Below are 13138 nucleotides of genomic sequence, written 5' to 3'. Positions count from 1 at the left end.
CCTGACAGCCAGGCTTAAGCAAGCAACCGCGCCCAATCCACCGCAGTGGCGGTGCCCAGCGCGAAGCCAGTGTCGATCAGGGCCAGATTGGGGTTGCGAACGGTGTCGTGGTCGAAGCGCGCTTGCCATTTGTCACGCAGGGCGTCGGTCGCCTGGGGCGCCTCGGCAAATGAGACTGAATGCAGCATCTGGGCCTGGGGCGTCCAGACCGTGAGATAACCCGCATCTGCCGCTTTCAGGCACAGGTCGACATCGGCGAAGGCGTCGGCGAAATGTGCCTCGTCCAAACCTCCCACAGCTTCGAACAGGTCCTTGCGGATCATCAGGCAAGCACCCGACACCGCCGAGTAGTTCTGCTCCACTTGATGCCCATTGAGATAGCCCTTGGCGTCCTTGCGTTCGCCAACGAACACCGAAGCGACCCGGCCATCGGGCTTGAGCACCAGGCCCGCCTGGGTGGTAATGCCGCGCATATCCATCTGCTTGCTGCCGACGATCCCCACTTCCGGTCGCTGGGCCTGATTGAGCAGGCTGTCGAGCCAGTTGGCGTTGATCACCTGCGCTTCGGCCGACAACAGTACCAGGTACTCGCCCTTGGCCTGCGCACTCGCCCAGTTGTACAGGGCCGACGCACTGAGGCGCCGGTCGCTGCGCAGGATGCGGATCCGCTCGCCCTTGCCTTCCAGGCTATCGAGCCACTGAGCCAGTTCCTCGGATTGGCTGTGGTTATCAGCAACCAATATTTCGTGCCGATGGTAGCGGGTGCGTTGCAGCACGCTGACCAGCGCCTGCTGTACCTGCTCGAAATTGTCTCGACTTTCGAGGATGATCGACGCCAGTGGCCGCTCGGCATGCTGGTAATCGATCTGGTATGTCAGCGGTAGCGCCGAGGTGACCTGGGCGCGATAGCCGCGGGCGGCCAGGTGGCGCGTCAGTACCTGACGCTCCTGGGGATTTTCCTCTTCCGACGGGGCGGCGCAGATCAGCAACGGCTCGGCCAGGTGCGCCAGGCCGGCCAGCCCTGCGTCTTCAATCAGGCGCAACAGCAGATCCTGCTCCAGGGCCTGGGTGTATTCGGGCGTGAATCCGCGGGCCTGGGCCAGCACTTCGCGATTAATCAGCCAATGCCGCGCCATCAGCGAAGGCACCGATTGCAGGAAATCGAGATTGACGCCAGGGCGGAACACATCGGTGAGGCTGCCATCGGCCTTGCGCTGGATTTCATCCATGGCCACCGCGCGCACGCCGTCGGCATCGATCAACTCGAGGCTGGCGCGCAACAGGCCGCTCGGGGTGAACAGGTCACCGGCCTCGGCAAGCACCATCCAGTCAGCCGTCGATTGCCCGATGATCTGATTGACGCGCTCAACATAATTGGAGGTGCTGACTTTGACGAAGTGCACGGTGTCGCGCACGGTGGTGGTCGCCGGCAGGTCGCCGGTGGTGAAGACCACCACGTTGAACGCCTTGCAGTGGCCGTTGACCAGGCTGTCGAAGGTGGCCTGTAGCTTGAACATGTCCGCGTCCAGGTCCAACAGCAGGATACCGAAACGCGGCCCGCCCTGATGCTCGGCCAGGCGAGCGTGAATGGATTTGAGTTGCCCGGCATCCGGATCACGCGCTTCGAGCCAGTTCAACAGGCGGCCAGAGTGCATGTTCTCCAACAACCGGCGGCCCTGTTGCCCGGGCACCGAATCCAACCGCTCGGCCCAAGCCTGCAACTTGATCGCTTCCTCAGGCTCATCGCTGCTTTTCAACGACTCTGCCAGGCGCTTGACCACGGTACGGTTGAACGCATAAAGGCCCTGGGCCTCCCAGAGACGACTGCGCAAGGTACGTTCGTTGTCGTTGGGCTGCACGCGCATCAGTTCATGCTGGCGCACCAGAATACCTTCCAATTGCTGAAGCTGAAGACGCCCGGCCGGCATGGCATGCAACAAAAATTCAAATTCGGTCAGCAGATCGAACACCCGCTGATTATAGAAAGGCATTTCGACAAACTGCTGCGGTCCGAACGAACGCACCGGTTCGCCCCCCGCCTGCGTCCAGACCGAATTGATGATCTGTGTACCCTTGAGTGAGCGCCCCTGCAGCAGGCAGTCGGCCATGGCCGCAAAACTGTCCAGGGCGATCTGCTTGACACGTCCCGGTGCCTGCTCGCGCAGCGGTGTTGGAAGCGACGCCAGGAACTCGGCGAACTGCTCGCGCTCCGCCACGCTTTTGGCGTCCTTGTAGCTCAGCACCGTCAACACGTTGGTGTTGTGCTCGGAACCGCCGTAATTGAGCTCGCGAACAGCGAACGGGATCGGCAGGATCCGGGCCTTCGCACAGGCCAGCAAATAAAAGGTATGACCGATCTCCTGCCATTCGAAACTGGTCCCGGGGGGCAACAGGCTATACCACTGCTGCAGCAGATCGGTACGGGTCACGGCGTAGAACGGGGGCAGGAAATGATCCATGAAACGAATCACCCGGTCTTCGGCCAGCTCGCTGTTGTAATCCTCATGCACCTTGCGATCACGACGGAAGTAATTCACTTCGGTCGCACAAGCCACGTACATGAACCCATAGCCGTGGCACAGGCCATAGTCGGGATTGGCTTCAAGGAATTCCACGGACTCGGTCAAGGCGTCGTGGAGCAGGAAGTCGTCATCGGCGGCGAACACCATGTAAGGCGTTTTGACCTGGTTTACGCCATAAACCAGCTTGTCCTGCAGCCCCTTATAGGTGAACTGGGGCAGGTGGCGGTAATCGACCGATGGGAAATCCAGGGCAATTTGTTCATCGCGCTCGACCGACGAATCAAGCACCAATACCGAACAGGGATAGCTGCTGTAGTAGTGCAATGTACGGCGCAAGAATGCACTGCGATTGTGGGAAATCACCACCACGGTGAACCGCTCGCTCAGCGGTGCCACGTTGCTTTGAAGCATATTTCGAACCTGCATATTTCCTAGTCCCCACAACCTGCCAAACGCCAATGACTTGAAACGGATGAATCAACGAACCCGGCGCAGATAGCCATCCGGTGCGACAGTGATCAGCAGCTTGTTCTGCAGTTGCTGGTCGATTTCGAAGTCACCGTTTTCTTCAAGGTATTTCCATACCGCGGTTTTCGGATTGTCGCCCGGGCCCCATGGCCGATCCGGGAAGAAGTCGGCCGGCATGTCTTCCACCACCGTGTCCATCACTACGCAATAACTGCCCACCGAAACCAACGGCGCATACAGGCGCAGCTCTTCAAGCACATGGTCATGGGTGTGGTTGGAATCGAGCACAAGGATGACTTTCTTGCCTTTGGCCGCTGCATGGACCTGCTCGGCGATGGCCGGATCGATGCTCGAACCTTCAATCATCGAGATACGCTTGCTCATCGGGTGGCTCTCGATGGCTTCGCGGTTATGGGGACGGATATCCAGGTCGATGCCCAGCACTTCGCCGTGGCCCTGCAGCTCCAGCAACGAGGCGTAATAAATGATCGAACCGCCGTGAGCGATGCCGCATTCGATGACCAGGTCAGGCTTGATCTGCCAGATCAGCTCCTGCATCGCCATCATGTCCTGTGGCAACTGGATGATCGGTCGGCCCATCCAGGAAAAATGGTAGCTGTACTTATGGCGCGCCGATTCGTTGAAGAACGCCTTGGCCAAGCCGACGAGTTTCTGGTCTTGGCCTTGACCGGCGATTTCGGTCTGGCATTGGGCTTCGAAAGCTTTATGGATAGTGTTGTCGGTCATGTTCGAATCTCGCGGTTATTGGAACGAAGCGCTGTCAACGGCATGGTAGACGTAGCGCCCACCGGTCATCCGCTTGATCTCTTCGAGGTAATTGGAATTCATTACAAATACATGCGCCCCTTCAGGCAGAGCATCCATTGCCTCCTCAGGCGAGGAAACCCGTACACCACTCAACGGCAGATACCGTCCCTGCTTGGCGGGATTGATATCCACCACGCAGTCCACCGCGACACCGGTTCGTTGCAGAAACAGCGAATAGATCACTCCCTTGGAGGATGCCCCCCAGATCGCGGCCCCCTGCTGCGGCGAAGCTTGGATAATCTGCACCGCCCGCCCGAGACTGGCGGTAAATTCGTCGGGTAATTGCAAGGCTGGAACGGGCTGTTCCGGCTTCAGGCGCAACGTGGCCAGGTCAGCGACGATGTACATGTACTGACCGCCGAACAGGTGTCCAGCCTCATGTACCGTACCGAACATCCGGCGTAGGTCATCGAGGCGGAAATAATTGACGTGCTCGTAGAACAGATCGAACCAGGCCCGGTGGTCCAGGATCCAGTCCAGACACGGCACCTCGATGTAAATCTGTCCGCCCTGGTTAGCCGCTGCGATTTCAGCAAGGAAAGCCACTGGGTCCTGGATATGCTCCAGCACGTGACGCAGCACCACCGCATCGGCCGACAGGCCCAGATCGCGGGTGAACGGCGCCTTGATCACGTCGGCGTTATCGCCCTCATAGGCCGGGTCGATACCCGTGATCGCGTAACCACGTTCCTTGAGCAGTTCCAGGAAATAGCCTTTGCCGCAACCGACCTCGATCAATTCCTGGCCGCTGAAATGCCGGGCGATGATGCCTTCCACGTCAGTGAGATGCTGCTGGAACTGACCGGAATGGGCCTGTTCATTCTGGTAGTCGCTGTCATAGCTGAGCTTGTCGGCATCGAACGCTCGATTGAAAACCAATCCGCTCACGTCGTCCTGGACCAACACCATGTCGGCACTCGCCGAGGCTCTGGCCGACAGCTCATCGGCGAAGGTACGGTTCTGCAGAACCGGAAGGCCGGTGGCCCGGTACAGCTCACGCATCATGTTCGGCTCCCAACAAGGTGTGCAAACGCTTGGCCACGCCCCAGAACGCCATGGGTTCGTGAGTCGGGTAGGGGTAATGGCCCAGGTTCAGGCGAATGGCCGCGCCACGCTCGCGCAGCCGTGTTTCCACCAGTGCGCGAACCGACACCGGTTCGCCACTTGAGCAATTGACGACACCATTGAATTCGCGCCGCAACAGCAGCCCTGCCAGGTAAGCAGCGGCTGTTTCGATTGCCAGGTAATCGCGCAGTTGCTCGCCCCCGGACATATCGAAGACCGAGGCTTGGGCATCAATGGCCCGGTCCAGCGCCGCGAGCAGACTGTTAGGGTTCTGACCGGCGCCGTGCAGGTAGAACAAACGAGCCCACTGCAGGGTAAACGGGTGCTCGCGTTGAAGGTGTTCAAGAAACAGGCGCAAGGTATTTTTTGCCAACCCATAAGGGTTGGCCGGTTGAGGCGCAGTCTGTTCGTCGAGTGGCCCGCTCTGCAGGCCATATTCGAAACAGGTACCCGTCACCAGCACCTGCCCAACCCCCGCCACAATGACCTGTTTGATGAACTGATAATCGGCCATCAAGTTATGTTCGTAATGAAACAGTGCCTGGTAATTCGGTAGGCCCGGCCACGCCAGATGCGCCAAGGCATCGACATCCTCGACCAATGCAGCGATATCCAGTTCTTCGGCGTGGACATCGGCCGCGACGAATTCAACCCGGTCGAACCAGGGCAATGCCCTGGCCGGCTCCAACCGGCGCGCGACGGCTCTAACCTGGCAACCGCGCGCGAGCAAGGCCGCAACCAGATGACGGCCGACAAACCCGGTGGCACCAGTCACTAAAACCTTCATAGCACCGTCAACTCAGGCACCGCGATGACGAATTGCCCGCCCCATTGGCGAACCTCAGCCAACTGCTGGCTGACTTCGTTCAGCAAGTTCCAGGGCAGGACGAGAACGTAGTCAGGTTTCTCTATCGCGATACGCTCGGGCGACACGATAGGAATCCGACTGCCCGGCAAGTACTTGCCCTGCTTGTGCGGGTTTGCATCTGCCACCCAGGCCAGCAGGTCCGGCTTGACCCCGGCATAGTTGAGCAAGGTATTGCCCTTGGCCGCGGCACCGTAACCGACCACACGCTTGCCATCGGCCTTGGCCTGCAACAGAAAGCGCAGCAAGCCATGCTTGGTGGCCTCGGCGGCCGGCGCCAGGGTGGCGTAGTACGCGGCGGTTTTCACGCCGGCATCCCGTTCGGCCTGCAATTGCTGTTGCACCGTCGCCAGCACTGGCCGGCGAATGCCATCGGCACGCTGGACAAACACCCGCAACGAACCGCCGTGGGTCGACAGTTGGCTGACGTCGAACACCTCCAGGCCATTGCGCTCGCACAGGGTCTGCACCGCCGTAAGCGACAGATAGGAAAAGTGTTCATGATAGAGCGTATCGAACTGCTGCCCGGCCATCAGCGTCAGTAGCTGTGGAAACTCGAACGTGGCCACGCCAGCGGGCTTCAGCAACGTGGCAAAACCTGCGAGAAAATCATTGATGTCCGGCACATGGGCCAGCACATTATTGGCCGCCATCAGATCGGCAGCCCAGCCTTCGCCTTTCAATTGCGACGCCGTTTCGCGACCAAAGAACAGCTCACGAATTTCCAGGCCTTTCCCACGGGCAGCCTCGGCGGTGCTGCGGGTCGGCTCGACGCCCAGGCACGGGATATCGCGCCTGGCGACGTACTGCAACAAGTAACCGTCGTTGGCGGCGATTTCCACCACGCGGCTATCGGCGTTCAGGTCAAACCGCTCGACCATCTCGACCACGTAGCGCTCGGCATGGGCCAGCCAAGTGCTGGAGAACGAACTGAAATAGGCGTACTCGGCGTCGAACAGGCTGTCGGCACGCGTGTAGTCTTCGGTCTGCACCAGCCAGCATTGCTGGCACACGGCGACCTTGAGCGGCACCCATTGCTCGGCCTGTTCCAATTGGTCGGCACGCACATAGGCGTTGGACGGCGGCGACGTACCGAGGTCGATCAGTGGCAACGCCAGGGCAGTCCCGCAACCTCGGCAATTCATAGACGCACTCCAGCGAAACGCTCGTCGAGCAGGGGATGATTGCTGTCCCGGGTCGACAGATTATTGACAGGCAGCGGCCAGGCAATCGCCAGCCGCGGATCGTTAACCGACAGGCCGCCCTCATGCTCCGGGGCGTAATCGGCGCTGTGCAGGTACAGCAGCTCGGCATCATCGGTCAGGGTCTGGAACCCGTGGGCAAACCCGGCCGGGATCAACAGGCTGCGACCATCACCCGCCTTCAACTGCTCGGCGTGCCAATGCAGGAAGGTTTCGGAATCGGGTCGTAGATCCACGGCCACGTCCCAGACTTCACCGCGCAGACACGTGATCAGCTTGGCTTCCGGTTGTGCTGCGTTCTGATAATGGAGGCCACGCACACTGCCCCGCTCACGGGTGCAGGAATGGTTGATCTGACGAATATGAAACGGCTGGCCGAACGCGCTCAGGCTGCCTTCGCAGAACAACCGGGCGAAATGCCCGCGCTGGTCTTCGAAGCGCTTGTGCTGGACGCTGAACAAGTCGGCCAGCGGCAATGCCTTCAATGCGAACTCGCTCACAACGTGCCTCGGTACAGGTGCAACTGACCCAGCGTGACCTGGCGCATGTCATCGCCGTTCTGCCAGGCCAAGTGCCAATCAAGGGTCTGGGCCAGACATTGCCGCAGCGACCAACGCGGCTGCCAGCCCAGCAATTGCCGGGCGCGGCTGCTGTCCAGGCGCAACAGACCGGCCTCATGCAGATCACTCGGTTCGATGCGCAAGCCAGGCGCTTGCGGCCAGTGCTCGGCCAGCAACTGAACGACGTCCCCGACACTGCACATGTCCGCTTCGCCGGGGCCGAAGTTCCAGGCACCGGCACATTCCGGTCCCTGCTCATAGAGGGCAGCGGCCAACTGTAGATAACCGGCCAGCGGCTCCAGGGCGTGTTGCCACGGGCGAACGGCTTGGGGATAACGCAGTGTCACCGGCTCGTCCGCCGACCAGGCCTTGAGCACGTCCGGAATCAGCCGTTCAGGGGCGAAATCACCGCCGCCCAATACGTTGCCAGCCCGCGCCGTGGCCAGGGCCAGTCCGTGTTCAGCGTAACGATCGGCGGAGAAAAACGAGGCGGCATAGGACTGCGCCAGCAATTCGCAGCAGGCCTTGCTGCTGCTGTAGGGGTCGTGACCACCCAGGGCTTCGTTTTCGCGGTAGGGCCACAGCCATTCCTGATTGGCGTAGACCTTGTCGGTAGTGACCAGGACACAGGCGCGCACGCCGCCAATCTGACGGATAGCTTCGAGCAGGTTGAGGGTGCCCATGACATTGCTGGAATAGGTACCCAACGGATCACGATACGCCTCACGTACCAGCGGTTGGGCTGCCAGGTGCAGGACAATCTGCGGTTGCACGTCAGCCAGCACTTCGAGCAAGGCACCGAGGTCACGCAGATCAGCACGCCGATCGTCGATACCCTCGCCCACCCTGGCCAACTCGAACAGGCTCGGTTTGGTGGCCGGGTCCAGGGAAAAACCGCTGACCTGGGCGCCCAGGCTTTGCAGCCACAGCGTCAGCCAACTGCCCTTGAAACCGGTATGACCGGTAACCAGCACCCGCTTACCGCGCCAGAATTCCGGGCTCAGCCCCATTGCTTCCATGGGGCCTCCCCGCTTTGCCACAGGGCCTCGAGGTGGTTTTTATCCCGCAGGGTGTCCATCGGATGCCAGAAACCGTCGTGCTGAAACGCCTGGAGCTGCTGCTCGGTCGCCAATTCCGCCAGGGGCTCGGCTTCCCAGGAAGTCTGGTCGTCAGCGATATAAGGCAGGACCTTCGGCGAGAGTACAAAGAAACCACCGTTGATCCAGCCCCCGTCACCCCGAGGTTTTTCAGTAAAGCCCAGGACCGTGTCGCCATCGCGCTCTAGCGCGCCGTAGCGTCCCGGCGGCTGGACTGCGGTGACCGTGGCGAGCTTGCCGTGCGCCAGGTGAAAATCCACCAGCGCACCGATATTGAGGTCCGAAACACCATCGCCATAGGTGAAGCAGAACGCCTCTTCATTTTCCAGATAACGGGCCGCACGACGCAGCCGTCCGCCGGTCATGGTGTCTTCACCGGTGTCGATGAGCGTCACGCGCCACGGCTCGCTGTAGTTCTGGTGAACGTCCATGCGGTTGTTGCACATGTCGAAGGTGACGTCGGAGGTGTGCAGGAAGTAGTTGGCGAAGAAATCCTTGATGGCGTAGCCCTTGTAGCCCAGGCAAATGACGAAGTCGTGGATTCCATGGGCGGAATACTGCTTCATGATGTGCCAAAGAATTGGCTTGCCACCGATTTCGATCATCGGCTTGGGCTTGAGGTGCGACTCCTCGCTGATCCGCGTGCCGAGGCCACCCGCCAAGATAACTGCCTTCATCGTCTCCCCTCTTGTTCATCACCGGGCTCGGCCAAGCGTGCTTCGCTTTTGCGGGCGCGGGATTACACCTTCGATGCCGTTCGGAGCGCGCCGATTTGCCGGGAAGCGCTCGTTTTATGGCGATATAAGGGGAGCTTGCAGGAAACGCGCCACCTAAAGGAGCGCTCAGTAGAAGGGCCAGCCAAAAAATGAAAAGAGGCCAGAAGCCGGGGAAAAGCCTGCTCGCCATGGCGGCGAGCAGGCTCGCTTGTGTCAGGTGCTCAGTCCGGCAGCCACCCCCACAGCCAATGCTGCAAGTTATCCCCACTGAGCATGAAATCGCGAAACACCGCTTCGCGCAGCTCATCTCCCATGCGGTAGCTGGCGTCAGGATCGGCCAAGTGCATGCGGATCGCCGCGACCCATTCCTCGGTACTGTTGCTGCGTACTTTGGTACACGGCAGGAAACCGTCGTAGGCCTTGGTGTCGGTGCAGATCACCGGGTAGCCGCAGGCGCCATATTCCAGCAGGCGCAGGTTGCTCTTGCAGTCGTTGAAGATGTGGAATTCCAGCGGCGCCAGCGCCAGGTCGAGGTTCAGGCTCGCCAGTTTGAACGGATAGGCGTTCAGCCCGACTGCCTCATGAAATTCATGAAGGTAAGGACGTAGCTCGTCTGGACACATGCCGAAGAAAACCCAGTCCACTTCGTTGGCCAGCTCACGCACCACGTCGGCAATGATTTCAAGATCGCCGCTGTGACTGGTCCCGCCACCCCAGCCAACGCGAGGCTTGGCAGAGGTGCTGCGGCGACTGGTCAAACGCGCCCAGGGCTCGGGTTGCAGCATATTGGGCACCACACGAATCTCGCTGTGCATGCTCGACAAAGCATCGGCCAGCGACTGCGTCGTCACCACGACACGGTCACACAAAGCGATACCCTCGCGCAGCATTTGTTCCGTGTTGACTGGCTTGTTACGGGTGTGAGTATTTTTCTTCGGAGCACTGACAATGTAGTCATCCAGCTCAAAAATCCGCAGAGCGCTGGAGTACTTTTTCATTCGCAGGATATCGCCGGCGGAGCCTTCACTGTAGCGTCCCTGCAAAACGATTGTGTCTGGGGACAAACGCTCGATCTCCACGGTCGAAGGCGACTCGTAGGCGACACGGGCTATTACCCGTCCAGCGGCTTCGAGCTCAGCCAACGGGGCGGTGACTCGATAGTGGCCAACCGCGCTAGAGTTAACCGGCAAGCCGAGCACCAGCGGTAACGCCCGGCTGCAAAACGGGTTCCAGTTGTTACGCAACGAAGGCTCCAGGCTGAAGCTCGACGCCACCAGGCTCAGAGAGGGATTGTAGGCCGGGTCACGGGCAATCTGGGGCAACCAACTGCGGTAAAAGATCTCGCGTTCGCGTTCGCGCTCAAGCGATGCCGTGTCTTCAGCCAGGCCCCGGGAAGGTTGCGGGCCAACCTGCATGACCTTGGCATAGGGCGTCCAGACCACCAGATAACCGTCCTTGCCAGCTCGCAAGCACAAATCGACGTCGCTGAGCCCAAGGGTGAAAGTTGCATCATCGAGCCCTTTGAGGTCCTCGAATACCTGTCTGCGCACCATCAGACAATCGCCGCTGACCGAACTCCAGTTCTGAACGGCATGCAAGCGTTGCATATAACCACGGGATGCGGCCGACTCGCCGGCAAAGGGCGAGCCCACCGGACCGGTCAAACCGAGCACCTGCCCGCCACCGATGATGGCACCCTCGGGACTAAGTATGCTCGCGCCAACCACCGCGACCTCTGGACGCAGGGCATGATTGATCATCTCATCCAGCCAGTCGTCTTCACAAACGACCGTCTGCGGACTAAGAAGAAGCAGGTATTCGCCTCGGGCCTGGTCCGCGGCGAAGTTACGCACAGAGGCTTCATTGTCATCACCGGCGTAGCGCAGTACGCGCAGCATGCTCGAACCCAACTGTGCGATGCTCGCCAGCCAGTCAAGCATGGCTGGATTCTCAACGCCGCTGTCCACAACCAGGATTTCATAGTGCTTATAGGCAGTGCGCTCGATCAGGCTTTCAGTGCAACGCTGCAGTGCTGCCAGTGAATCACCGGTACGCAGGATGATCGACACCAGCGGGCGAGCCCCATATCGATAGTCGATACGATTGATCAGCGGCAACACATCCGGGCGAATCTCATGGGTCACGCCAATACGGTCCAGGTGCGCCCCCACCATCAGTGCATTACCCTCGATGACCTGGGGCCAGGACAACCACTGGGCGAAGTTCAAGGCGGACTCCACCTGGATCTCGGCAATGTGTTCAATGGTCTGCGGGCCAGCCTCTTCCACCAGTCGCCAGAGCAGATCATGAGGTGCCAGCTCACCGCGGGCCGGGTCGAAACCTCCCAGCGTCATGAAGTGCTCTCGCTCGAACGCCAGGGTCCGGCCCACGTAAGGATAGGCACGCATCAAGTCGAGGTTGAAATCGGGCTTGAATACCGGCTCGAGGGACTCCCCCCCCGCCAGCGCTCCTTCGTCGCTGTAGGCACAGAGCATCCCAGGCCGCCCTGCTACATGCTCTGCCAGGATCAACAGCGCCGAATCGCGCAAGACGTCGCCAGCTCGTAATAGATAGAACCAGTGCGCGCCTTCCAATTGCGGAACGATGGCATTGAGTTGACGCGCCCAGTCAGACTGATAAGGCACTTGCAACACGCGGTCACGAACCTCACAAGCAGCGTTGGAAAGCACCACGACGGCTTGCGCGGGATAGAGCTGGTCGTTGATGCTGCGCAACGTTGCCGCCAGCGCAACGCCCTCCCCAACGCTGTCAATGACGATGGGGACAATGTTCGCACGCACGGGCCAGCTATCGATTCGCGCGGGCATGACTCGCCGCTCCACGTCGCTGAATCGCCGGATCGACAACCACTCACGATAAAATTCGGCGTAGCTGTCGCTCTGCGCACCTACCCGACCGTTGATCACGGTATTGCGATTACCCAGGACCCGGGTCACGCACAGCTCCTGCCAGGCATGGGGCTGATCCGTGATTTTATCCAGTTCGATATAGCGTACCCAGCCTGCGAATGGCGCCGCTTCGCCATTGCGAGCGGCGAGCATCTGGACCAGCCACTGCCACTCCACTTTCGCGGCCTTGAGCATTTCCGGGGTTTTGCTCAAACGCACCGGGTAACGACGATCGATGCTCAATACTGTGTTCAGCGCAACCAGATTGCCGCGGCGCATCAAGCAGACGAACAGGGCAAAGTCGAGCATGGCGACGAATCCGGCCCCATCCTGGATCAGCGCCGGCAGGAGCTCCAGCACATCGTTCCGGCGCATGAGGGCCGAGCTGAAGTTGCCGATGAAGTTCGTCGGCGTACTCTCGAAAATTGCCAGCATGTCGTCGCCCTTGAACAAGGCGTCACTCGGTGTAAACCGGCAATTATCGATGCGAGGCGGCAAGATGAAGTTACCCGCGTCACACAGCAATCGAAGGGCGAATACCACGCTGACCTCAGCCTGCGCGATCAATGGCTGGACCTGTTGGGCGATGCAGGGCGCAAACAGCCGGTCGTCGTCACACAGCACCTTGATGAATTCACCTCGCGCCTCCTCGACACAGCGCAACAGGTTGCCCTGAAGCCCCAGTCGCCGCGGGTTACGCAGATAGCGGATCGGGTGAGACGACTCGGTAAAGGACTCGACGATCTGGCGAATTTCGTCGTCTGACGAATCGTCACACACAACGATCTCGATGTGCTCGTACGTCTGGGCCAAAGCACTGAGCAGTGCCTGGTCAAAAAACCGAGGGTTGTACGCGGGGATGACGATGCTGACGAGGGGAAGTGATTTCACGGTTAAGACTCTCGA

9 protein-coding genes are annotated in these 13138 nt (G+C 60.1%); all 9 read right to left on the bottom strand.

The genetic code is table 11. The annotated features are described in order from the left end of the window. Positions 1-14: 14 nt before the first annotated feature. Positions 15-2948 (bottom strand): TIGR00180 family glycosyltransferase, encoded by a 2934-nt coding sequence (locus BM321_RS21140; protein WP_092444552.1) that lies wholly within the window; start codon positions 2946-2948, stop codon positions 15-17. Between the two features lie 51 nt (positions 2949-2999). Further along, positions 3000-3737 carry a cephalosporin hydroxylase family protein gene (locus BM321_RS21135; RefSeq protein ID WP_092444550.1) on the bottom strand — a complete coding sequence of 246 codons (738 nt, stop codon included), beginning with the start codon at positions 3735-3737 and terminating at the stop codon, positions 3000-3002. A gap of 15 nt (positions 3738-3752) precedes the next feature. Next, positions 3753-4823 carry a class I SAM-dependent methyltransferase gene (locus BM321_RS21130; RefSeq protein WP_092444548.1) on the bottom strand — a complete coding sequence of 357 codons (1071 nt, stop codon included), beginning with the start codon at positions 4821-4823 and terminating at the stop codon, positions 3753-3755. Continuing rightward, positions 4813-5670 carry an NAD-dependent epimerase/dehydratase family protein gene (locus BM321_RS21125; protein WP_092444546.1) on the bottom strand — a complete coding sequence of 286 codons (858 nt, stop codon included), beginning with the start codon at positions 5668-5670 and terminating at the stop codon, positions 4813-4815. The genes BM321_RS21130 and BM321_RS21125 overlap by 11 nt, the downstream gene beginning before the upstream one ends. Further along, positions 5667-6893, bottom strand: a complete 1227-nt coding sequence (locus BM321_RS21120) for a class I SAM-dependent methyltransferase (protein ID WP_092444544.1) — start codon at positions 6891-6893, stop codon at positions 5667-5669. Before BM321_RS21120 ends, BM321_RS21125 begins: the two co-directional genes overlap by 4 nt. Next, positions 6890-7450, bottom strand: a complete 561-nt coding sequence (rfbC, locus tag BM321_RS21115) for a dTDP-4-dehydrorhamnose 3,5-epimerase (RefSeq protein ID WP_092444542.1) — start codon at positions 7448-7450, stop codon at positions 6890-6892. The genes BM321_RS21120 and rfbC overlap by 4 nt, the downstream gene beginning before the upstream one ends. After that, on the bottom strand, positions 7447-8529 hold the full coding sequence (gene rfbG / locus BM321_RS21110) for a CDP-glucose 4,6-dehydratase (RefSeq protein WP_092444540.1): 1083 nt from the start codon (positions 8527-8529) through the stop codon (positions 7447-7449). Before rfbG ends, rfbC begins: the two co-directional genes overlap by 4 nt. After that, positions 8511-9284 (bottom strand): glucose-1-phosphate cytidylyltransferase, encoded by a 774-nt coding sequence (gene rfbF / locus BM321_RS21105; RefSeq protein WP_092444538.1) that lies wholly within the window; start codon positions 9282-9284, stop codon positions 8511-8513. Before rfbF ends, rfbG begins: the two co-directional genes overlap by 19 nt. Positions 9285-9544: 260 nt before the next feature. Continuing rightward, the gene (locus tag BM321_RS21100; RefSeq protein WP_092444536.1) at positions 9545-13123 is read right to left on the bottom strand and encodes a glycosyltransferase; all 3579 of its coding nucleotides are present in this window, start codon (positions 13121-13123) and stop codon (positions 9545-9547) included. Between the last annotated feature and the right edge of the window lie 15 nt (positions 13124-13138).

This window comes from Pseudomonas sp. NFIX10 (assembly GCF_900111955.1).
Classification (GTDB): Bacteria; Pseudomonadota; Gammaproteobacteria; order Pseudomonadales; family Pseudomonadaceae; genus Aquipseudomonas; species Aquipseudomonas fluorescens_AA.
This window is presented reverse-complemented; position numbering and strand designations above follow the sequence as displayed.

Excerpts from the sequence above, each read along its gene's own strand:
- BM321_RS21140 (WP_092444552.1), bottom strand. The coding sequence starts at position 2,948 with ATGCAGGTTCGAAATATGCTTCAAAGCAACGTGGCACCGCTGAGCGAG.
- BM321_RS21135 (WP_092444550.1), bottom strand. The coding sequence starts at position 3,737 with ATGACCGACAACACTATCCATAAAGCTTTCGAAGCCCAATGCCAGACC.
- BM321_RS21130 (WP_092444548.1), bottom strand. The coding sequence starts at position 4,823 with ATGATGCGTGAGCTGTACCGGGCCACCGGCCTTCCGGTTCTGCAGAAC.
- BM321_RS21125 (WP_092444546.1), bottom strand. The coding sequence starts at position 5,670 with ATGAAGGTTTTAGTGACTGGTGCCACCGGGTTTGTCGGCCGTCATCTG.
- BM321_RS21120 (WP_092444544.1), bottom strand. The coding sequence starts at position 6,893 with ATGAATTGCCGAGGTTGCGGGACTGCCCTGGCGTTGCCACTGATCGAC.
- rfbG (WP_092444540.1), bottom strand. The coding sequence starts at position 8,529 with ATGGAAGCAATGGGGCTGAGCCCGGAATTCTGGCGCGGTAAGCGGGTG.
- rfbF (WP_092444538.1), bottom strand. The coding sequence starts at position 9,284 with ATGAAGGCAGTTATCTTGGCGGGTGGCCTCGGCACGCGGATCAGCGAG.